This is a genomic window from Streptomyces sp. NPDC001970, from assembly GCF_053594115.1.
In genome coordinates this window covers 22,093-40,311 of the sequence record NZ_JBSFDW010000045.1, presented here as the reverse complement: position 1 = coordinate 40,311, position 18,219 = coordinate 22,093, and the positions used below count along the sequence as shown (strand labels likewise).

At 69.1% G+C, this 18,219-nt stretch carries 20 protein-coding genes; 11 read left to right on the top strand and 9 right to left on the bottom strand.

Features of this window, described 5'->3' with window-relative positions; all coding sequences use genetic code 11:
- Nucleotides 1-21: 21 nt before the first annotated feature.
- Nucleotides 22-1,473, bottom strand: a complete 1,452-nt coding sequence (locus ACWCP0_RS36315) for a regulator (RefSeq protein ID WP_451083015.1) — start codon at nucleotides 1,471-1,473, stop codon at nucleotides 22-24.
- A gap of 264 nt (nucleotides 1,474-1,737) precedes the next feature.
- Between ACWCP0_RS36315 and lipB the strand changes: the two genes are divergently transcribed.
- The 4 genes from lipB to ACWCP0_RS36295 all read left to right on the top strand — a co-directional run bounded on the left by lipB (nucleotide 1,738) and on the right by ACWCP0_RS36295 (nucleotide 4,857).
- Nucleotides 1,738-2,568 carry a lipoyl(octanoyl) transferase LipB gene (gene lipB, locus ACWCP0_RS36310; protein WP_451083014.1) on the top strand — a complete coding sequence of 277 codons (831 nt, stop codon included), beginning with the start codon at nucleotides 1,738-1,740 and terminating at the stop codon, nucleotides 2,566-2,568.
- A gap of 138 nt (nucleotides 2,569-2,706) precedes the next feature.
- Nucleotides 2,707-3,660, top strand: coding sequence for a lipoyl synthase (lipA, locus tag ACWCP0_RS36305; RefSeq protein WP_451083013.1), 954 nt, complete (start codon nucleotides 2,707-2,709; stop codon nucleotides 3,658-3,660).
- Between the two features lie 269 nt (nucleotides 3,661-3,929).
- Complete coding sequence (locus tag ACWCP0_RS36300) at nucleotides 3,930-4,133, top strand: SCO2195 family GlnR-regulated protein (RefSeq protein ID WP_451083012.1); 204 nt, start codon at nucleotides 3,930-3,932, stop codon at nucleotides 4,131-4,133.
- 19 nt (nucleotides 4,134-4,152) lie between these two features.
- Nucleotides 4,153-4,857, top strand: a complete 705-nt coding sequence (locus ACWCP0_RS36295; protein WP_451083011.1) for a DUF4191 domain-containing protein — start codon at nucleotides 4,153-4,155, stop codon at nucleotides 4,855-4,857.
- A gap of 239 nt (nucleotides 4,858-5,096) precedes the next feature.
- Here the strand turns inward: ACWCP0_RS36295 and ACWCP0_RS36290 are convergent, their stop codons facing one another.
- The gene (locus ACWCP0_RS36290; RefSeq protein WP_451083010.1) at nucleotides 5,097-5,564 is read right to left on the bottom strand and encodes an RDD family protein; all 468 of its coding nucleotides are present in this window, start codon (nucleotides 5,562-5,564) and stop codon (nucleotides 5,097-5,099) included.
- A 220-nt stretch (nucleotides 5,565-5,784) separates the two neighbouring features.
- Here ACWCP0_RS36290 and glnA point away from each other — a divergent pair, with 220 nt between their 5' ends.
- Nucleotides 5,785-7,194, top strand: a complete 1,410-nt coding sequence (gene glnA / locus ACWCP0_RS36285) for a type I glutamate--ammonia ligase (protein ID WP_451083009.1) — start codon at nucleotides 5,785-5,787, stop codon at nucleotides 7,192-7,194.
- 446 nt (nucleotides 7,195-7,640) lie between these two features.
- Here glnA and ACWCP0_RS36280 read toward each other — a convergent pair whose 3' ends face one another.
- Genes ACWCP0_RS36280 through ACWCP0_RS36265 form a run of 4 tightly spaced genes read right to left on the bottom strand, consistent with a single transcriptional unit; the run spans nucleotide 7,641 to nucleotide 10,041 of the window.
- Entirely contained in the window at nucleotides 7,641-8,060 is a 420-nt protein-coding gene (locus ACWCP0_RS36280; protein ID WP_451083008.1) for a hypothetical protein, read from the bottom strand.
- Between the two features lie 6 nt (nucleotides 8,061-8,066).
- Nucleotides 8,067-8,432 carry an ASCH domain-containing protein gene (locus ACWCP0_RS36275; protein WP_451083007.1) on the bottom strand — a complete coding sequence of 122 codons (366 nt, stop codon included), beginning with the start codon at nucleotides 8,430-8,432 and terminating at the stop codon, nucleotides 8,067-8,069.
- The gene (locus ACWCP0_RS36270; RefSeq protein ID WP_451083006.1) at nucleotides 8,429-9,544 is read right to left on the bottom strand and encodes a hypothetical protein; all 1,116 of its coding nucleotides are present in this window, start codon (nucleotides 9,542-9,544) and stop codon (nucleotides 8,429-8,431) included. The genes ACWCP0_RS36275 and ACWCP0_RS36270 overlap by 4 nt, the downstream gene beginning before the upstream one ends.
- Entirely contained in the window at nucleotides 9,541-10,041 is a 501-nt protein-coding gene (locus tag ACWCP0_RS36265; protein WP_451083005.1) for an ATP-binding protein, read from the bottom strand. Before ACWCP0_RS36265 ends, ACWCP0_RS36270 begins: the two co-directional genes overlap by 4 nt.
- Nucleotides 10,042-10,109: 68 nt before the next feature.
- Between ACWCP0_RS36265 and ACWCP0_RS36260 the strand changes: the two genes are divergently transcribed.
- The 3 genes from ACWCP0_RS36260 (at nucleotide 10,110) to ACWCP0_RS36250 (ending at nucleotide 13,471) form a co-directional block, all read left to right on the top strand.
- A complete protein-coding gene (locus ACWCP0_RS36260) occupies nucleotides 10,110-11,483 on the top strand; it encodes a helix-turn-helix domain-containing protein (RefSeq protein ID WP_451083004.1) in 1,374 nt (457 codons plus the stop codon).
- Complete coding sequence (locus ACWCP0_RS36255; RefSeq protein WP_451083003.1) at nucleotides 11,480-12,298, top strand: class I SAM-dependent methyltransferase; 819 nt, start codon at nucleotides 11,480-11,482, stop codon at nucleotides 12,296-12,298. The genes ACWCP0_RS36260 and ACWCP0_RS36255 overlap by 4 nt, the downstream gene beginning before the upstream one ends.
- 165 nt (nucleotides 12,299-12,463) lie before the next feature.
- Nucleotides 12,464-13,471: a hypothetical protein gene (locus tag ACWCP0_RS36250; RefSeq protein WP_451083002.1), complete on the top strand. Its 1,008-nt coding sequence runs from the start codon at nucleotides 12,464-12,466 to the stop codon at nucleotides 13,469-13,471.
- A 300-nt stretch (nucleotides 13,472-13,771) separates the two neighbouring features.
- On the opposite strand, the gene ACWCP0_RS36245 is transcribed toward ACWCP0_RS36250, so the two are convergent.
- Together ACWCP0_RS36245 and ACWCP0_RS36240 are read right to left on the bottom strand one after the other, a co-directional pair.
- Complete coding sequence (locus ACWCP0_RS36245; protein ID WP_451083001.1) at nucleotides 13,772-14,497, bottom strand: hypothetical protein; 726 nt, start codon at nucleotides 14,495-14,497, stop codon at nucleotides 13,772-13,774.
- Nucleotides 14,498-14,846: 349 nt separating this feature from the next.
- The gene (locus ACWCP0_RS36240; protein ID WP_451083000.1) at nucleotides 14,847-15,605 is read right to left on the bottom strand and encodes a hemerythrin domain-containing protein; all 759 of its coding nucleotides are present in this window, start codon (nucleotides 15,603-15,605) and stop codon (nucleotides 14,847-14,849) included.
- Nucleotides 15,606-15,619: 14 nt separating this feature from the next.
- On the opposite strand from ACWCP0_RS36240, the gene ACWCP0_RS36235 reads away from it, so the two are divergent.
- The 3 genes from ACWCP0_RS36235 (at nucleotide 15,620) to ACWCP0_RS36225 (ending at nucleotide 17,606) form a co-directional block, all read left to right on the top strand.
- Complete coding sequence (locus ACWCP0_RS36235; RefSeq protein ID WP_451082999.1) at nucleotides 15,620-16,264, top strand: TetR/AcrR family transcriptional regulator; 645 nt, start codon at nucleotides 15,620-15,622, stop codon at nucleotides 16,262-16,264.
- 556 nt (nucleotides 16,265-16,820) lie between these two features.
- Nucleotides 16,821-16,955 (top strand): hypothetical protein, encoded by a 135-nt coding sequence (locus ACWCP0_RS36230; RefSeq protein WP_451082998.1) that lies wholly within the window; start codon nucleotides 16,821-16,823, stop codon nucleotides 16,953-16,955.
- A 108-nt stretch (nucleotides 16,956-17,063) separates the two neighbouring features.
- Nucleotides 17,064-17,606, top strand: coding sequence for a hypothetical protein (locus tag ACWCP0_RS36225; RefSeq protein WP_451082997.1), 543 nt, complete (start codon nucleotides 17,064-17,066; stop codon nucleotides 17,604-17,606).
- A 59-nt stretch (nucleotides 17,607-17,665) separates the two neighbouring features.
- On the opposite strand, the gene ACWCP0_RS36220 is transcribed toward ACWCP0_RS36225, so the two are convergent.
- Nucleotides 17,666-18,172: an NUDIX domain-containing protein gene (locus ACWCP0_RS36220; protein ID WP_451082996.1), complete on the bottom strand. Its 507-nt coding sequence runs from the start codon at nucleotides 18,170-18,172 to the stop codon at nucleotides 17,666-17,668.
- Nucleotides 18,173-18,219: the final 47 nt, after the last annotated feature.

The following is an 18,219-nucleotide window of genomic DNA, read 5'->3' as shown; positions in this document are numbered from 1 at the left end:
ACAGAGCAGCCGCCGCCGGCGTCAGCCGATCGCCGCGACGCGGTCCCGGTACGTACGTACCGCGGCCGCGTCGCGGTACGGCTCCAGGCGGCGCTCGAAGTCGCGCACGTACTCGACCGCCCGCGCCGACCGCATCTCGGATGCCTGCTGCGCGGCCTCGGCACCGAGCGCGCAGGCCTGGTCGAGCTCGCCGAGCCCGAGGCGCGCGGACGCCAGCACGACCCGGCAGAAGAGCCGGCTGCGCGCATACCCGGGCGCGCGCAGTTGGAGCGCGCGCTCGGCGTGCTGCACGGCAGCCCGGTACTGCTGCAGATCGCGGTGGCAGTGCCCGAACTCGTCCGCCAGCTGCGCCTCGTCGAAGAAGCGCGCCCAGTGCGGGACCTCGTCGCCCGGCCGCGCCGCCTCCAGGGCCCGCTCGGCCCGTACGAGCGAGGCCGTACAGGCCCGCACCTCCCCGAGCACGCCATGACCGCGGGCCTCCACCGCGTGGAGGAGGGCCTGCACGACGGGCGGGGCCGACGAGCCCACGCCCTGCTGCGCGACCCGGGTCAGCTGTACGGCCTCGCGCCCGTGGCCCAGATAGACCGCCTGCCGGGCCATCGTGACCAGCACGTACGACCCGTAGGCCCGGTCTCCCGCGGCCTGGGCGAGGCGCAGGGCCTGCACGAAGTACCGCTGGGCGAGACCGTGCGCGGCGATGTCGTACGACGTCCAGCCCGCGAGCCGGGTCAGATCGGCGGCGGCCGCGAAGAGCCGCCGCCCGACGGTCTCCCCGTACGAGCCGCGCAGCATCGGCTCCGCCTCGTGCTCCAGGTAGCGGACGAGGGCCTGGCGCGCGTGCCCGCCGCCGTACGCCTGGTCGAGCGTGCGGAAGAGCTCGGCGACCGAGCGCAGGGCCGAGATGTCCCCGGAGGTGACCTTCTGGCCGGGCGCGCGGTCCGTCCCACGCTGCCGCGGCACGGAGGCCCGGCCCTGCGCGGGCACCCGCGCCGCCCCCTGCTGCACGGCGGACGGGTCCGCACGGCCGACCCGGTCGTCGGCCCGCCCGATCAGCCAGTCCCGGCTCGGAACGACGAGCCCCGCCGGGGTGAACGCGATCTTCCGCAGCTCGGCGTGGCTGCCCGAGTCCTTGCGCCACAGCCCGCCGACGATGTCCACGGCCTCCTCGGGCGTGGCCGCGTACTCCAGCCCCGCGTAGACCGGCGCACACGCGTCCAGCCCCAGGTCCTGCGCGGACAGCCGCCGCCCGAGCCGCCGTGTGAAGACCTCCGCGATGAGGGCCGGCGTCGTACCGCGCGGCTGCTGCCCGCGCAGCCACCGGGTCACCGAGGTCTTGTCGTACCGAAGGTCGAGGCCGTGCTCGAGGCCGAGCTGGTCCACCCGGCGGGCAAGCCCTGCGTTGGAGAATCCGGCCTCTGCGATGAGCGCGGCGAGCTGGCGGTTGGGATGGCGCTGCGGGGGTCGTTCCGTCATCAGCTGTGCGGTCTCCTGCCTTCCGGGCCCCGGGGTGCAGCCCATGGGGGTACCTCCTGGGGGTCCCCCCAGGCGCAGCTCTGGGGGAGAAGCTCTGGGGGAGGAACGGCGCGAATTTAGCGGCCCTCACCGAGCCGACCGCCACCTTCGCTTCACATTCATCCGATCGTGTGAGGATTGAGGGCGGCGCTGACGCGTGCGACACGAGTCGTAGAGTGGCCGGGCGCCATGAGTGCACCGTGAAAGCTTTAGGGAGGCACAACGGTGAGCGAGCTGCGATTTGTCCATCTGGGCTTCGGCGAGGACGCCGTCGAGTACCAGGCGGCCTGGGACGAGCAGCGCCGCGTGCACGCGGCCCGGTTCGCCGGCGAGACCCCCGACACGTGCCTGTTGCTGGAGCACCCGCCCGTCTACACGGCGGGCCGGCGCACGGAGGACAGTGAGCGCCCCCTGGACGGCACCCCGGTCATCGACGTCGACCGTGGCGGCAAGATCACCTGGCACGGCCCCGGCCAGCTCGTCGGCTATCCGATCATGCAGCTGCCCCGCCCGGTGGACGTCGTGGCCCATGTGCGGCGGTTGGAAGAGGCCCTGATCCGCACGTGTGCGGAGTTCGGCGTGGAGACCAGCCGCGTGGAGGGCCGCAGCGGCGTGTGGGTGCTCGGCGACCCGGTCGACCAGCGCCCGTCGATCGGAGGACTCTCGCTCGACTTCGACCCGCGGCTGCACGACGAGGAGTTCGACCCGCGCCTCAGCGGTCCCGAGTACGCCCCGTCCAACGCCGGCCAGCGGCGTGAGGACCGCAAGCTCGCCGCGATCGGCATCCGGGTCGCCAAGGGCGTGACGATGCATGGCTTCGCCCTGAATGTGAACCCGGACAACACCTGGTTCGACCGGATCGTGCCGTGCGGCATCCGGGACGCGGGCGTGGCCTCGCTCGCGAACGAGCTGGGGCGCGATGTGGCGATCGCGGAGGTCCTGCCGGTCGCCGAGAAGCACCTTCGTGACGTACTGGAGAACGCGGACCTGAGGCCGCGGGTCGTCGAGCGCGAGGCCGCGCCGGCCACGGCCCCGGCCCCCGCGTCGACCGCCTGAGGAATGCCTTCCTCTGGCCAGAGGTTGGCCAGGCGGGAGGCTGCCCTTGAGGGCATCCGTGAGGACATCCGTAAAGGCCTCACAAACAACGGGCGTACCCTGGTGTTCGCCGAGGAATCGAAGTGTAGGGAGCCGGTCGTGTCCGCTGTCGCACCCGACGGACGCAAGATGCTGCGCCTGGAGGTCCGGAACAGCCAGACCCCCATCGAGCGCAAGCCCGAGTGGATCAAGACCCGGGCGAAAATGGGCCCCGAGTACAACCAGCTGCACAAGCTCGTGAAGAGCGAGGGTCTGCACACGGTCTGCCAGGAAGCGGGCTGTCCGAACATCTTCGAGTGCTGGGAGGACCGCGAGGCGACCTTCCTCATCGGCGGTGACCAGTGCACCCGACGCTGCGACTTCTGCCAGATCGACACGGGCAAGCCGCAGGCGCTCGACCGTGACGAGCCGCGCCGCGTCGGCGAGTCGGTCGTCACGATGGACCTGAACTACGCCACCATCACCGGCGTCGCCCGCGACGACCTGGAGGACGGCGGCGCCTGGCTGTACGCGGAGACCGTGCGCCAGATCCACGCGCAGACCGCGGACCGCGAGGCCGGCCGCACCAAGGTCGAGCTGCTGATCCCCGACTTCAACGCGGAGCCGGACCAGCTGGCCGAGGTCTTCTCCTCCCGCCCCGAGGTACTCGCGCACAACGTCGAGACCGTGCCTCGGATCTTCAAGCGCATCCGCCCCGGCTTCCGTTACGAGCGCTCGCTCAAGGTGATCACGGAGGCCCGCGCGGCCGGACTTGTCACCAAGTCGAACCTGATCCTCGGCATGGGCGAGACCCGCGAGGAGGTCAGCGAGGCACTGCAGCACCTGCACGACGCGGGCTGCGAGCTGATCACGATCACGCAGTACCTGCGCCCCTCGGTCCGGCACCACCCCGTGGAGCGCTGGGTCAAGCCCCAGGAGTTCGTGGAGCTGAAGGAGGAGGCCGACGAGATCGGCTTCTCCGGTGTGATGTCGGGCCCGCTGGTGCGGTCCTCGTACCGGGCGGGGCGGCTCTTCCAGCAGGCGATGGAGCAGCGCCGATCGGCTGCTGCGTAGCGAGGCGGCGAGATCGCGGCCCCCAGGCCGTGTGAATTCCCGCACAAGAGGCTACCGGCCGGTAATGGCCGATTCGGCGCGGCCCATACGCTCTCCGCAGGTGGCGGGCGCGTACGGGCCGCGTCAGGGTTTCAGGGAGCCGCGTAAACGTTTCATCGGTGTTTGACCGACCAGTCACGCCCTGGTAACACCAATCAGTGACTCTGGCTTCACGCACCGCACGCACGCTCGCTCCCGTTCTCACCACGCCCCCGAGGGAGACACCCGCCATGCAGGCCGCGACCTCCGTACGCGCCAACGCCTTCCCGACCTTCACCCAGGCCCTTCGCGCCGTCGAGACCGTCCTCCTGAGCGGCGGCCAGCGCACCGCCCGCCGCAACGCGTGGACCGCGGTGCTCGAGGACAGGCGCCGCGCCAAGGACCGGGTCGAGACCGAGCATGTGCTGGAGGCCGCGCTGACCCGCTCCTCCTGAGCCACGTAAACTTCAAGACATGGCGAGGAAGGAACAGGCAGCTGCGGCTGCCTCAGCGAATCCCGGGCGGCTCAAGCAGATCGCCCTGACGTACAAGATGACCCGGCGGGCCGACTCGAAGGTCGGTCTTGTCGTCGCGGGTGTGGGAATCGTCACCTTCGGTGTCTTCCTCGCGATCGGTTTTCTGATCGGGTACCCGATCTATCTCGGCATTCTGGGCTTCCTGCTGGCCTTCCTCGCGATGGCGATCGTCTTCGGACGCCGCGCCGAGCGGGCTGCCTTCGGGCAGATGGAAGGACAGCCGGGCGCGGCGGCCGCGGTGCTGGAGAACATCGGCCGTGGCTGGACCACGACACCCGCGGTCGCGATGAACCGCAGCCAGGACGTCGTCCACCGGGCCGTCGGCAAGGCCGGCATCGTGCTGGTGGCCGAGGGCAACCCGAACCGGCTGAAGAGCCTCCTGGCGGCCGAGAAGAAGAAGATGGCCCGCATCGTCGTGGACGTCCCGGTGCACGACATCACGGTCGGCACCGACGAGGGTCAGGTGCCGCTGAAAAAGCTGCGGACCACGATGCTCAAGCTGCCGCGGGTGCTCAGCGGCCCGCAGGTGACGACGACGAACGACCGGCTGCGCGCCATGGGCGACCTGATGAGCAACATGCCGCTGCCGAAGGGTCCGATGCCGAAGGGCATGCGGATGCCGCGCGGCGGAAAGATGCGCTGACGTTTCCGACGACGACACGAGTACGACGAGGGCGCCCCGGCGGATGCGGGGGCGCCCTCTTCGTACGCGTACGGGATTCGGCGTCCGGGTCCGGGACGACCGGTCCGGGACGGAGACCCGGGCGATCCCGACCGGACCTGACCCGTGCGGGGACGTGTACAAGGACGCGGGTACGGACCCGGCCCCGCGAACCGGGGCGGCGGGAGACCGGGGTCCGACCGGATCGGCAGTGGTACTGACTAGATACGCACCTGAACGGCGCGGGACAGCCGGTCGTGCAGCCCGCGGCCGTCGCGGTCCCAGACGAGCGCCGGGATGGCGAGGCAGAGCAGCACGCTGCGTACGAGCACGCGGACGACACCCAGCCGCTCGCCGTTCTCGGCGATGACGCGGATGCCGAGGAGCCGCTTGCCGGGCGTACTGCCGATGGTGCCGACGGTCAGCACGCTCAGTACGAAGAAGATCAGCAGCGCCCAGTTGCCGGCCGCCTGCTGGTCGCCGTTCGCCAGCAGCCCGTATGCGATCAGCATGCACAGGGCCCAGTCGATGAAGAGGGCGCCGAAACGCCGCCCGAGCGGGGCGATGGCGCCGGGCCCCTCCTGCGGGAGACCGAGCCGCTCACCCCGGTAGCCGAAGTCGGCTCCCATGTCCTCGGCCGCCGCGCGGGGGCCGGAAAGCCACGAACCGATTGCCTGCCTGTTGTCCACCCGTCCACGGTACTGTGCGCGCTTTTGATCACCCCTGCCCGGGTCGGATCGACGAGGGCTGGACAGGCCGGATCCCCGGCCCGGTTAACTTCTGCGAAACAAATGAGTCATGCTGGAGAAATCCTGTCTGCCTAGGGTCGTGGTCAGCGTGTGCCACCGCACTGGCTGCACGACCGAACAACCACCCCGTCCCTCCCGGGTCGGGAGTAGGAGGAGTTGGATGTTCCAGAACGCCGACGAAGCCAAGAAGTACATCGCGGACAACGACGTCAAGATGGTCGACGTCCGGTTCTGCGACCTTCCTGGCGTGATGCAGCACTTCACGATCCCGGCCACGGCGTTCGACCCGTCCGATGAGCTGGCCTTCGACGGCTCGTCGATCCGCGGCTTCCAGGCGATCCACGAGTCCGACATGGCGCTCCGCGCGGACCTGTCGACGGCGCGTCTGGATCCGTTCCGCCGTGACAAGACCCTGAACATCAACTTCTTCATCCACGACCCGATCACCGGCGAGCAGTACAGCCGTGACCCGCGGAACATCGCCAAGAAGGCCGAGGCCTACCTCGCCTCCACCGGCATCGCCGACACCGCGTACTTCGGTCCCGAAGCCGAGTTCTACGTCTTCGACTCGGTGCGCTTCAACACCACGTCGAACGAGGGCTTCTACCACATCGACTCCGAGGCCGGCGCCTGGAACACGGGCGCGATCGAGGACAACCGTGGTTACAAGGTCCGCTACAAGGGCGGCTACTTCCCGGCCCCGCCGGTCGACCACTTCGCCGACCTGCGCGCCGAGATCTCCCTGGAGCTGGAGAACGTCGGCATCCAGGTCGAGCGCCAGCACCACGAGGTCGGCACCGCCGGCCAGGCCGAGATCAACTACAAGTTCAACACGCTGCTCGCCGCGGCCGACGACCTGATGCTCTTCAAGTACATCGTGAAGAACGTCGCCTGGCGCAACGGCAAGACCGCGACCTTCATGCCCAAGCCGATCTTCGGCGACAACGGCTCCGGCATGCACGTCCACCAGTCCCTGTGGCAGGGCGGCGCGCCGCTCTTCTACGACGAGCAGGGTTACGCGGGCCTCTCGGACACCGCCCGCTACTACATCGGCGGCATCCTCAAGCACGCCCCGTCGCTGCTGGCCTTCACCAACCCGACGGTGAACTCGTACCACCGCCTGGTTCCGGGCTTCGAGGCCCCGGTCAACCTGGTGTACTCGCAGCGCAACCGCTCGGCCGCGATGCGTATCCCGATCACGGGCTCCAACCCGAAGGCCAAGCGCGTCGAGTTCCGCGCCCCGGACCCGTCCTCGAACCCGTACCTGGCCTTCTCGGCGCTGCTCCTCGCCGGCCTCGACGGCGTCAAGAACAAGATCGAGCCGGCCGAGCCGATCGACAAGGACCTCTACGAGCTCGCCCCCGAGGAGCACGCGGGCGTCCCCCAGGTCCCGACCTCCCTCCCGGCGGTCCTCGACGCCCTCGAGGCGGACAACGAGTACCTGCAGGCGGGCGGCGTCTTCACGGCCGACCTGATCGAGACCTGGATCGACTACAAGCGGACGAACGAGATCGCGCCCATCCAGCTGCGTCCGCACCCGCACGAGTTCGAGCTGTACTTCGACATCTAGGAGGCAAGGTCGGGCGACCGGGGCGGAAACCCTGGAAACAGGCCACGCCCTGCGAAAACTCATCCCAGTAGTTCTCGCTGTTACTGCTCGCTTTCCGCCCCCTTGTGCACCGGGTGTGCACCGCCCGGCCAAGTCGCTGACTTGATGCCAGAAACGCTGCGAGGGCCGCTACCCCAAAGTCGGGGTAGCGGCCCTCGCTGGCTCGTCCAGGCTCTGTATGCGGCGGCAGCCTTCTTGGTCTCCTGGCAATGGGCCGGGTCGGTGACCTGCTGGGATGGGTGCCGCAGGCCGCTGACCTGGCCTTTTAGTGATGGGTAGCGGTGGCGCGCGACGGTCTCGATCGGGTGTCCTGCGGGCTGTGTGCGCACCGTCCGAGGCGCTCGCCACTTCGCTATTTGGGTGTGCCTAGCTAGAGCCCCAAAGCCGGTTGGTGGCAGAGTCTGCCCTCAGCTCAGCAGACCTTTGTGGTTGAGAGTGTTCATGACTTCGGCGCGTGCCTTCAGGAAGGCGTCACGTGCTCCGGACAGGTCAGCCAGGGTCTGCTCATAGCGCTGACGATCGGATGACTTCCACTCGGGCGGGACTTCGACGTACACCGGCACGCTTGGCCCGCTCTCTGGGGGAAACATGCCTTCCAATTCGTTGTGCAGGCGCTCAAGGCTGCCCAAAAGCGCATCATGCATGCGTGCCAGGTCGGAGTCGATAAACGTGATGTCGTCATAGCGGAGGCCGTCGAGCGCGTCCCCAACGGCCCGCGTGTACTCACACGTCACCCGTCGCATTGGGCTCTGGCTCTGCATGAACCGCAGCCACGGAGCATCGAAAGGTATGGCAGCAAGGATCCGCTGGGCCTTGACTCGGTCCAAGGAGACTCATACCCGAGGTGGTCCCGAGAGGGAGATCTCGATGGCCAGGGCGCCGAGGGCTTCCTTCTCGGGGCCGTAGATGGTGCGGATGTTGGCGAGCTGCTGGTCGCGGGTGGCCGTGGGGTTGACGTTGGCCGGGCCCTCGCCGTTGAGGAGGGCCTCGAAGTCGGGGTACTCGGTGACGCGCAGGACCTTTGCGTCGCAGGTCTCGTCGGTGCCCTTGATGCGGAAGCGGATGGTGTCGCCAGCGGCGAGGTCGGCGAGGTGCGGGTACTTGACCCGCACCTCGATAGTCTTGGTGCCCGCGGCGACGAGGTCGAAGTACTGACGGTACAGGTTGAGCTCTCGGACGCGGGCGGTCGTGTCGGTCATCGGGAGGGAACGCTCCTGGGGGCCGGTGCGGTCATCAGGCGGCCGATCTCGGCGGCCGAGTACGAGCGGAAGAAGTGGCGGGGGTCGGAGAGCAGGGTCTCGGTCATGGCGAGCAGTTGGTCGGCGTACTCGGTGACGGTGCCGGGCCACTGCCGGGTGTCGAGCATCCAAGGGGCGGCGCCCTCGGGCAAGGGGGCGCGACCTTCTCGTATGAGGGATTTGGACAGCTTAGCGCCGGTGTCGGAGACGACCTGGGGGCAGAACAGCCGGGCCGGGAGCTGGGCGCGGGTGAGGCCCACGGCCTGGAGAGCTTCGTCGACGAGGTGGGAGCCGAAGACCCAGTCGCCTCCCTTGACCATGACGTGCAGGGTGCCGTGAGGGCTGGTCAGGGCGAGTTCCTTGACCAGGTTGCGGTAAAGGGTGGCCAGGTCCAGGTACCCGCCGACGGTGGGCGTGATGGCGGTTTCGTACGGGCCGTGGTGGAGGCACACGGCGGAGACTTCCGCGTACTCGGGGGCGGTGAGGTGGCCCCGGGTTCGTTCGGCGTGCTTCTCGGCCCAGCCGCAGCCGGGGTGCGGGCAGGGGACGCGGAGGTGCGGGGTGCCGGTGGAGGGGGCGAGCCACCAGCGGGCGGCATCGATCCGGGGGAGGAGCCGGAGCCAGGTGCGGCGGTAGTGCTCGCTGGCCTGCTGCTGCGTGTACGTCTCGATGCGGTGCGGGATGCCCAGCCGTCGTGACAGGGCGGTGAACAGGGGCTGGTAGAGGGCGGTGACGAGGTCGAGCAGGGCCTGCCCTCCCACGGCCTGGGCGTAGGCGCGCTGGTAGCGATGGCCGCTGGCCGGGTCGGTGACCAGCTCGTACGGGGCGTTGTCGAGGGCGCTGACGAGCACCTCGGTGGGGAGGCCGAAGCGGTCGCGGAGGCGGGCGGCCATGGCGAAGGCCAGGGACTGTACGAGCGAGGTGCCGATGTGCGGAGCGCCGTTGATCTGGGTGCCGACCACCAGCACGATCCGCTCGGGCGGCGCGGCCAGGATGCGCGGGGTCAGCACGTCCTCGGCGTGGTGGAGGGCGTTGGCGAGGACGGTGTTCGGTGAGATGGGATGGGTAGTCATGCTCTGTCCCCCTGGGGTCCGGTGGTGCGGGACGGCACAGGCGCGGCCCCGCTCTTGTCGCGGTCGAATGCGGCCCAGACGCACTTTCCGGGGCCCCTACGCTCCTTCACGCCCCAACTGTCGGCGGTCGCGGCGACGATCAGCAGGCCGCGGCCGTCGACGGCGGATTCCTCGGGATCGCGCTGGGTCGGCGTGTCCTCGCCGCTGTCGTGGACCTCGATCCGCAGCTGTTCGTCGAGGGACTCGACGCGTACGAGGACCAGCCGGCCCACGGGCGCCCCATGAAGCACGGCGTTGGTGACGAGCTCCGAAGCGCACAGCCGCATGTCGTCGAGGCGGCTCGTCTCACCCCATTCGGTCAGCGTGGCGACGATGAAGTTGCGAGCGGTGCGCGGCGTGGTCCGGCGACGAGGGAAGAGCGTGGTGCGGTGCCGCCCCGTGCCGGGAAGGAGATACGGCGCGGCGTCGTTTGCCTCGTTGGTGAGTCTGCTTGCCATGGCCAACAGCAAAGCGACTCAACTCATTTGGGTCAGGAGCCAGCGTGGGGGCCAAAGCGGGGGCCACTATGGGAGCCAGAGTTCACGTGTTCCTGGGGGAGGACATGGGCGACACCGGGATCGGCGCGTTGCTCGTCCGGCTGCGTACCGCGCGCGGCTGGAGCCAGCAGAGGGTCGCCGACGAGTACAACGCCGTGGAGGGGCGTTCCGCGAAGACCGGCAAGGAGATCGGGCGCTACGAGCGCGAAGCACGGACCCCCGTTCCCTACGCCCGGAAGTACCTGGCGCAGGTGTTCGGCGTCCACGTCGCCTTGCTCGACCAGGCCGTTGCCATCAGTAAGGGTCGACGGCACGGGGCCGGCGTTGCAAAGGTCGAGATCACGCTGTCCGCGCAGCCGCCCGAGGGCTCCCACGTCCGTGGAGATGCACTGTTAGAGGACGCGGTGCGGTCGGCCGAGTTCGCCCGGTTCATCGCGCAGCGCAATGCCGATGAGTTCGTCGTCGAGCAGCTGGAGGCGGACGTGGGCCGGCTCGCCCGCATGTACGTCAGCCACCCGTTGATGGAGCAGTACGTCGAGATCAAACGGTTACGAGACGGGGTGTTCGAGCTGCTGCGCGGGCGCCAGCACCCCCGGCAGACCACCGACCTCTACCTGTCGGCTTCCCGCCTCTGCGGCCTTTCCGCGCACGTCTGCCTCGACCTTGGCGATTACGACTCCGCCGCCACCCATGCCCGCACTGCACGGGCCTGCGCCGAGGCCGCCGGGCATGAGGGGATGCTGGCATGGGTGCGGGCCGTACAATCGCTGATCGCGTACTGGACCGGGCGGTACGAGCAGGCGGCCCAGTTGGCGCAGTCAGGCCGTCGGCACAGGGCAAGCGGGAGCATTTCCGCTCGCCTGGCGAGTCTGGAGGCACGGGCGTTGGCCATAGTCGGCGACTCGGCGGGGGCGTTCGCCGCACTGTGTGACGCAGAGCGTTCCCGTGAGGCGATGTCCGGCCAGGACGAGATGACGGGAGTCTTCGACTTCCCTGTGGCCAAGCAGCTCGCGTACGCCGGAACGACCCTCCTGGCCGTGGGTGGGCAGCAGCACGTCCAGCAGGCCGTTGCCAGCGCCGACATGGCCATCCGGCTCTATCGCAGCGCCGAGGGTGACGACCAGTCGGTCGGTGACCTGTTCGCCGCGCACGTCGATCTCGCTCGCGGACACTTGCTCCTGGGCGACCTGGACGGCACCGAGGAGATGCTCGGCTTCGTCCTCGGGGCCTCGCCGGAGCGCATGTCGGCCAGTATCGTGCGCCGACTCACCGCTCTGGGACGAGAGCTGGGAGGGCCGCAGTACGGTGAGGCCGCGCAGGCGGTACACCTGCGTGAACGACTCCAGCACACGGCCGTCCTCGCGTCCCTGCCCGCCGCCCATCCTCCGGAGTTGCCGACGTGACCGACTTGTCTGCCGCACACGACGCCGCCGTCACCGACCGAACCCGCCTGGCGGACAGCGCCTACAACGGAGACCGGGACCTCGCCGCCCGGCAGTCGCTCTACCGGTGGCAGACGCCCCGGTACGACCTGCCGGGCCTTGTCGCGGAGCAGTTGAGGGATGTGCGTGGCCGGGTCCTCGACATCGGCTGCGGCAACGGCAAGTTCATCCAGCGGCTCCGTCAGGACCGCCCGGATCTGGCCTTGCTCGGCCTCGACCTCGCTCCCGGCATCCTTGCCGGCGTCCCCGGGCCGGTCGCCGTGGCTGACGCTACGAGGCTGCCGCTGGCGTCGGGGAGCGCTGACGCCGCCCTGGCGCTTCACATGCTCTACCACGTGCCCGACATCGCCCAGGCGGTCAGGGAGTTGGCCCGCGTCGTGAGCCGCGACGGGCTGGTGATCGTCTCCACCAACAGCGACCGCGACAAGACCGAACTGGACGAGCTGTGGCAGCGGGCTGCCGGCAACGTCCTCGGCATCGACCGTGGCCCGGCCCGGATCTCGCTCAGCGGCCGCTTCTCCCTGGGGAAGGCACCGGCCTTCCTCGGCGAGGAGTTCAGCCGGGTGGAGACCATCGAGCTGCCCGGCACCATCACCGTCCGCGACCCCGAGCCCGTCATCGCCCACATGGCCTCCTACCGCGCCTGGGCGGACCAGCACGACGTGCCCTTCGACGCGACAATCGAACGGGCCCGCGCCCTGGTGACCGACCACATCGCCCGGCACGGGGCATACGAGATCACCTGCCTCGGCGGCATCCTCGTCTGTCGTCGATGAGGCGGCCGCCGAATGGCGTTGACTCTCGGCGTGGGCGCCTTCTCAGCTCGTCGGTGATGCTGCCGTCGGGGTGGTGGTGGAAGTACACGCGGCGCTCGTCGTCTGTCGCTTGTCCGAGTACAGCGCTGCAGCGTCGTGCTTGAGGTTCCGTCGTGGAGGTTTTGCGTGAGGCGGTGGGAGAACGACCCGGCGTATCGGGCGGTGGAGCGGGCGTTCCTGGACGGAGATCCGCTTGAGCAGGTGGGAGGCCCCCTCGATGTACGCGCGGTGGTGGCGGGTATCCCTGTGGAGGCCAAGGACGGATTCCTGATCGAGAAGGTGCCCTGGGACCGCTTCCCCGAGGGCGTCAGAGTCCGGGAGAGCATGGAGCAACTGCGCTCGGGCGACGCCGCCGCCGTCAGTAGCGCCCTCGCCGTGCTTCAGGGCTTGTGCGCCAACGATAGGAGGGCGGCGGTGGTGCCGGCCGTGCCATTCCTGGTGCGGATCGGTGCTGATCCGCACGCTTACCACCGCGCTGACGCCTTGGCCATGGCTTCCGCGGCGGCGCGTTGGTGGCACCACGGCGTGTGCACGCGTGCCGACATGCTGCGGTTCCGCTACAGCGGTGACGAATGGTGCTTCGAGGTCACGGGATACCCGGGCAATTGGTCGGTGCAGGCCGCCCGCGACGCGATCGCCTCGGACGCGGACCTCCTTCGGTCTCTGCTCGACGACCCTGACTCCGAGGTACGTATCGCCACCGCATATGCGCTGGCGGCTGCGTCCGGTCGCGCGCAAGGCATCCGCAACGCGTTCCACGCCCGCCTAGACACCGAAAGCGATCCGACCGTGCGCGGGGGCCTGGTGCTGGCAATTGCGCAGTTGGCCCGGGCCCACCAAGACGCGGGGGCGGTGAGTTGGGCCCGGGCTCGCTGGTCCGACCCCACACAGCCTGCCGAGGTGCGCGTCAGTGCCGCACTGGGGTGGATGTGCCTCGCCGGCACACCGATCCCAGACGAATTGCACGCCATGCTGAACAACCTTGCCACCGACGAGACAGCCCGTCTGATGGCCCGGCTGCCCTGGATGCGTGCGGTCGAAGACAGCGACGGGAACGGCCTGCACCGTTGTCTCCGCAAGATACTGCACCCCGATGCACCCGACGCCGAAGGTCACTGGGACCCCTGGTCCTGAGCTGCCGTCGGAGTCAGCCCAGGGGCCGCACTTTCACTGCAGTAGCTGCAGGTCGTATCGGGGAGGACACGGGCGAGGGGGCGTCGAAGGGGCCTCGCCTGCGTGCTGCCACTCGTTTGCACCTCGCTTCCCGCACCGGTTCCGCTCCGGGCCCTCGGGGCAGCCCTGTGCGACAAGTCCATGAGAGCGGGGCTTCGACAGGTACATGGTGTCCCAGCCAATTTGACAACGCCGAATATCGTCCCTGGTCAGGGACGGTGTTGAGCCGGGTGCACGGCTCAACACCGTTCGCCGCGAAGCCTACCGCGTGCCCTCGACGACAATATCCATGTCCGTGCTGAAGATGGTGACCGTCTCGATCAGATCCCCATTCAGTTGGAGGACCTCAGATCCCACCGCCGTCTTGTTGCCCGGGAAACCGAATTCCCAGCTCCAGTGGATGAATTCCCTGTTCTGAGAGTGACCCACGACCTGGCCGCTCAGGGGCGGAGCCTTGCGCTGCACGACGTCGATGTAATCGTTGAGAGCGTCTCGACCCACGAAGACGTCATCAGGCTCCATGAACCTGATGTTCTCCGCGTAGATCCCCTCCATCGCCTTGGCGCGTTCGGCCGGGTCCGGGATCATCCAGACCTCCAGGTGCTTGGCTATGAGCACCCGGGCGCGGTCCGACCCGCCGGTCAGAGTCAGGTGGAGCCGGGAGATCCGCCCGTCCGAGTCCACGGAGACGGCGACTCGGCCGCTTCCGGAGCACCCGTTGCCCTGCAGGTCCAGCCCAGCCTGGCTCCACTTGCCGGTGATGGAGCCGTCGGCCTCCACGGAAGCCGTCCAATGGTGCTTGGACTCCTTCCACTTGGCCGCCTGTCCCCGGTGGAAGTCGACGGCCAGCTCCCGGCCCCGGACCATTTCCCCGCTGTGCAGGAGCAGCACATTCTCGGCGAAGATGTCACGGAGGTCGTCCAGGCCGGAGTGGCCACGGTCGGCCGAGTCCACGAGCTCGAAATAGCGGTCAAGTACTGTCGTCATGTTTGAATTCCCCTCTGGCAGCAAATGTTCAAATTTACGCTTATCGCTATTGGAGAAAGCGGGTTCCGCATCTGCTTACCCCTTCATGGCAGGCGTCACGGGACAAAGGGAGACAGCGCATCGCCGCTCAGGCGTCCGGCTGCCTCGTCGCAGAATGCGCTCCGGTTTCTTCGGGAGGCCGAGCGAGGCGGTGAAGCCGACAGGGCCCACCTCCCGGCCTGCGCGGCCCACCCGCGAAGCGCCGGTGACCGCACGCACCGCCGGCCGGGGTGACGCAAGCGACCGCAACCGTGAGGTCACCCCCGATCACGGCGTCCGCCGCGTCCGGCCGCCCGACCGGTGGCGGAGGTCATGAGCCGGCGCCTCGCAGGATCCGCAGGTCGTCCATCGCCTGAAGGCGCATGGCGGGGAGGAGCGAACGCACCGGCTCCGGCAGGCCCGCGAGCACCAGTTCCACCTCCGCGGGCGTCCCCACCTCGCCGAGGAAGCCGACCATCAGGTGTCCGGCCACGGGCGGCGTGGTCGCGATCACCCGCCGCGAGAAGTCCTCCCATTCCGCAGGGCTGACGTGGTCGCGGAGCGCGGGGAAGAGGATCGGCTCTTCACGGGCCAGGTGGTCGTGCACCGTGTCGCGCACCGCGACGGCCGCGTCCCGCAGCGCGGCCCGGACTCCGTCCACCACGCCGCCGTCACCGACGCCGGTACTGCCTCGACCTGTGCCGACGGCCTCACCGGCCCCGACCTCGACCTCGACCTCGTCGCCGCTCACGGCCACCGCGGCCAGCAGATCGAGCGCCGCGTCCAGGCGCTCGTGCTCCTCGCTCAGCGCGTCGAGCGCGTGTTCCGTGGCCGGCGCCGCCGCGACGATCCGCGGCCACAGGTCCTCGTCCTCGGTCTCGTGGTGATGACGCAGGTTCACGACGAGGAAGTCGCGCAACTGCGCCAGTGCGCCGAGCGGCATCGAGGGGCGAACGGCCGCCTCGGCCAGCAGGGTGGTGGCAACGCGGTGGACCTCATGAACAAGCCGGGTCTCAATGACTGCCGGAGGGTTCTCGGGGGCTTCTGTCGTCTTAGGTGGACCATATTCATTAGATGCCCCTATCGTCAAAATAGTGACTCATTGTGGAGGAGGTAGACTGCGTCGGTGGCCACCCGGAAGTACGACTCCCCCGCCGCACCGACTCGGCAGCCGCCACGCGTGAGGCCATCCTGAGCAACGCGCACACGCTCTTCCTGGCCCGCGGATACGCCGGGGTCACCATCGGGGAGATCGCGGAGGCAGCAAACGTCGCCGTGCCAACCGTGTACAGCAGCGTGGGCAACAAGCCGAGCATCCTGACGGCCCTGCTGGAGCCGGCCCTCACCGACCCGGCCATCGCCGACACCCTCGCCGCCATCGAGGCCAGCGACGACCCGCGTACCGTGATAGAGCTGACCGCCGAGGGGACCCGGCTCACCCACGAACGCCACTGGGAGCTCGTGTACGGGCTCTTCTACCGAAACCCGCCGGGGGAACCCGCCGTCAAGGCGGTCCTGGACAGGGGCGCCGACGACTACGTCCAAGCCCTGACCCGCGTGGCCGACCGCCTCGTGGCACTCGACGCACTCCGTGCCGACGTCCCTCGCGCGCAGGCCGTCGACCTGCTCTTGTTCTACCTCGGCCCACACGCCTGGATGACGCTCGTCGGCGAACGCGCCTGGCCGTTCGACCGCGCCCAGACCTTCACCGCCCGCTCCGCCTGCCAGGCACTGCTGAAGGACCACTGAGACCAAACCCGCCATACCGTCCGTGGGCCGTGAAAGGCTGGCCGACGGCGACCACCAACGACCGATGACAGCCGCTTTCTCGCAGGCCAGGAACCCCTGACGCAGGCCAGCAGGTCGTGGACAGGGGGTCATCAGGCAGGGGTCATCAGTTCGTCGACATCCAAAAACATCGCAGGTCAGAGCGGGCTTCCACGCGCCTGGACCGTCTATGGGCCGTCGGCCGTGCTTGCCCTCACCGGCACGGCCGACGGCCGTTCGGCCCGTACCACCCCGGAGCAACAACTCCCGGGGATGTCGATCGGAACGGCCGGGCCTGCTCCGCCGTCGCGCGCAGGGGGCTCACTCGAACGGGCTAAGGGTGTGGTGGTGGCTCTGGGTGAGAACTCCCAGGTGGATGCCCTGGAGGAGGGGAGCACGGGCTGGCGCGGCGCGCGCCGCGCTCGATTCGGTTCGAAGCTGATCCGGAGTGGCGAGGTGAGGAGGCGGCGATGAACCGGCTTCGGGGACCCGTGGCTGACAGTCGCGTCAGGAGCTCGTAACTCCCTCGGGAGGCGCCGTGATCTGGATAGCCCTGCTGGTCCCGGTGTCGCTGGTGGCGCTCATGTTCACCCTTGACGCGTTCGAGGACCTGCTCTTCCCACCCTCTCCGAAGCAAGACGGTGACCGTGCTGACGAGGATGCGTCCGAGTGACGCGCTGTGTCTCGCGCGCGTGGCGAGGCGCGCCGGCCCTCCCCGCGCCCGCCCTCGACTGCTGCTGCGTTCCGTAACGCCGCACGGCGTGACCTGAGAGGTTGATTCATGGGATCGAGCACTGCGCGCCGAGGTGGCGTGGCCGGGCCGCGGCTCGTGGAGCGATGGCGTCGGGCGGCGGACCGGAATCTCACCCCCCTCCAGCGGTCGCTGCTGGTGACTTGGATGACCTTTGGCGCGACCTTCGGCACGGTGCGGCTGATCACGCACGGCATCCGAGGCGGGTGGCTGCCCTGGGGGAACATCTCCGCCGGCGGTGAGCACCTGCATCACTACAACTTCGGCATCGGCACGCTCGCCTGCATCGGTCTGATCGCTGTCCGCGGAGACGAGCGGGCGGTCGGGCATCCCGCGGTGGCGGCCGCCTACGGATGCGGAACCGCACTGATCGCCGACGAGTTCGCCCTGCTGCTGGACCTGCAGGATGTCTACTGGGCCAAACAAGGGCGTCTGAGCGTGGACGTCTCCTTCGGCGTTCTGTCCGCTCTCGGCACGTACCTGACCGCCAAGCCGTTCTGGCACGAGGTCGGACGCATCACGCACCACCGCATCGCCGCCACCGCCAGGCGGCACCTCGCCACGGACCAGTGAGATCCGGCAGCCGTCCGGCAGGGTCGTCGCGCTCTCCATCGCGTGGATCAGCGTGACGCTCACACTGCCGACCAGCCGTGCAAGGAGACCTCCGAGCCGTCGTTGTTCAGGTGGTGCTGGAGGGCGGTGGCGTTGGCGTCCACGAAGGCTTCCGGAAGAGCGTCGACGTCGACCCAGCGAACCTGGGAGTGCTTCCGGGGTTCGCGGTTCTCGGGTTCGCCGGTCCATTCATGGGCGGCGAAGACGACGGTGAGGAAACCGTTGGGGGCTTCGACGCCCCGGGCGCAGTGGACGATGTGCGCGACCTTCAGGGACTCGGACTTCACCGTGATGCCGGTCTCCTCGTAGAGCTCGCGAACCGCGGTCTCCGTGATCGGCTCCCCCGGCTCGCTCTTGCCGACGGGCAGGTCCCACATGCCCTGGGCGAACTTGGCGTTCTCGCCGCGCTGGAGGAGGACGACGCGGTCGGTGGCCCTGTCGTGGACGATGACGGCCGCGACCAGCAGGGTCATCGATTCGAGCGCCGGCTCGAGGGCCCGGGAACCGTCGTCGGTCTGCTGAGCCACGGTGTTCCCTTCGTGGGGCGGGTGGTCGGACGTGTCGCGCGAAGGCC

Bases quoted from the DNA above. Each gene is read 5' to 3' on its own strand.
- glnA (WP_451083009.1), top strand. From the start codon at position 5,785: ATGTTCCAGAACGCCGACGAAGCCAAGAAGTACATCGCGGACAACGAC.
- ACWCP0_RS36295 (WP_451083011.1), top strand. From the start codon at position 4,153: ATGGCGAGGAAGGAACAGGCAGCTGCGGCTGCCTCAGCGAATCCCGGG.
- ACWCP0_RS36225 (WP_451082997.1), top strand. From the start codon at position 17,064: ATGGGATCGAGCACTGCGCGCCGAGGTGGCGTGGCCGGGCCGCGGCTC.
- ACWCP0_RS36300 (WP_451083012.1), top strand. From the start codon at position 3,930: ATGCAGGCCGCGACCTCCGTACGCGCCAACGCCTTCCCGACCTTCACC.
- ACWCP0_RS36315 (WP_451083015.1), bottom strand. From the start codon at position 1,473: ATGACGGAACGACCCCCGCAGCGCCATCCCAACCGCCAGCTCGCCGCG.
- ACWCP0_RS36270 (WP_451083006.1), bottom strand. From the start codon at position 9,544: ATGACTACCCATCCCATCTCACCGAACACCGTCCTCGCCAACGCCCTC.
- ACWCP0_RS36265 (WP_451083005.1), bottom strand. From the start codon at position 10,041: ATGGCAAGCAGACTCACCAACGAGGCAAACGACGCCGCGCCGTATCTC.
- ACWCP0_RS36275 (WP_451083007.1), bottom strand. From the start codon at position 8,432: ATGACCGACACGACCGCCCGCGTCCGAGAGCTCAACCTGTACCGTCAG.
- ACWCP0_RS36245 (WP_451083001.1), bottom strand. From the start codon at position 14,497: ATGACGACAGTACTTGACCGCTATTTCGAGCTCGTGGACTCGGCCGAC.
- ACWCP0_RS36260 (WP_451083004.1), top strand. From the start codon at position 10,110: ATGGGAGCCAGAGTTCACGTGTTCCTGGGGGAGGACATGGGCGACACC.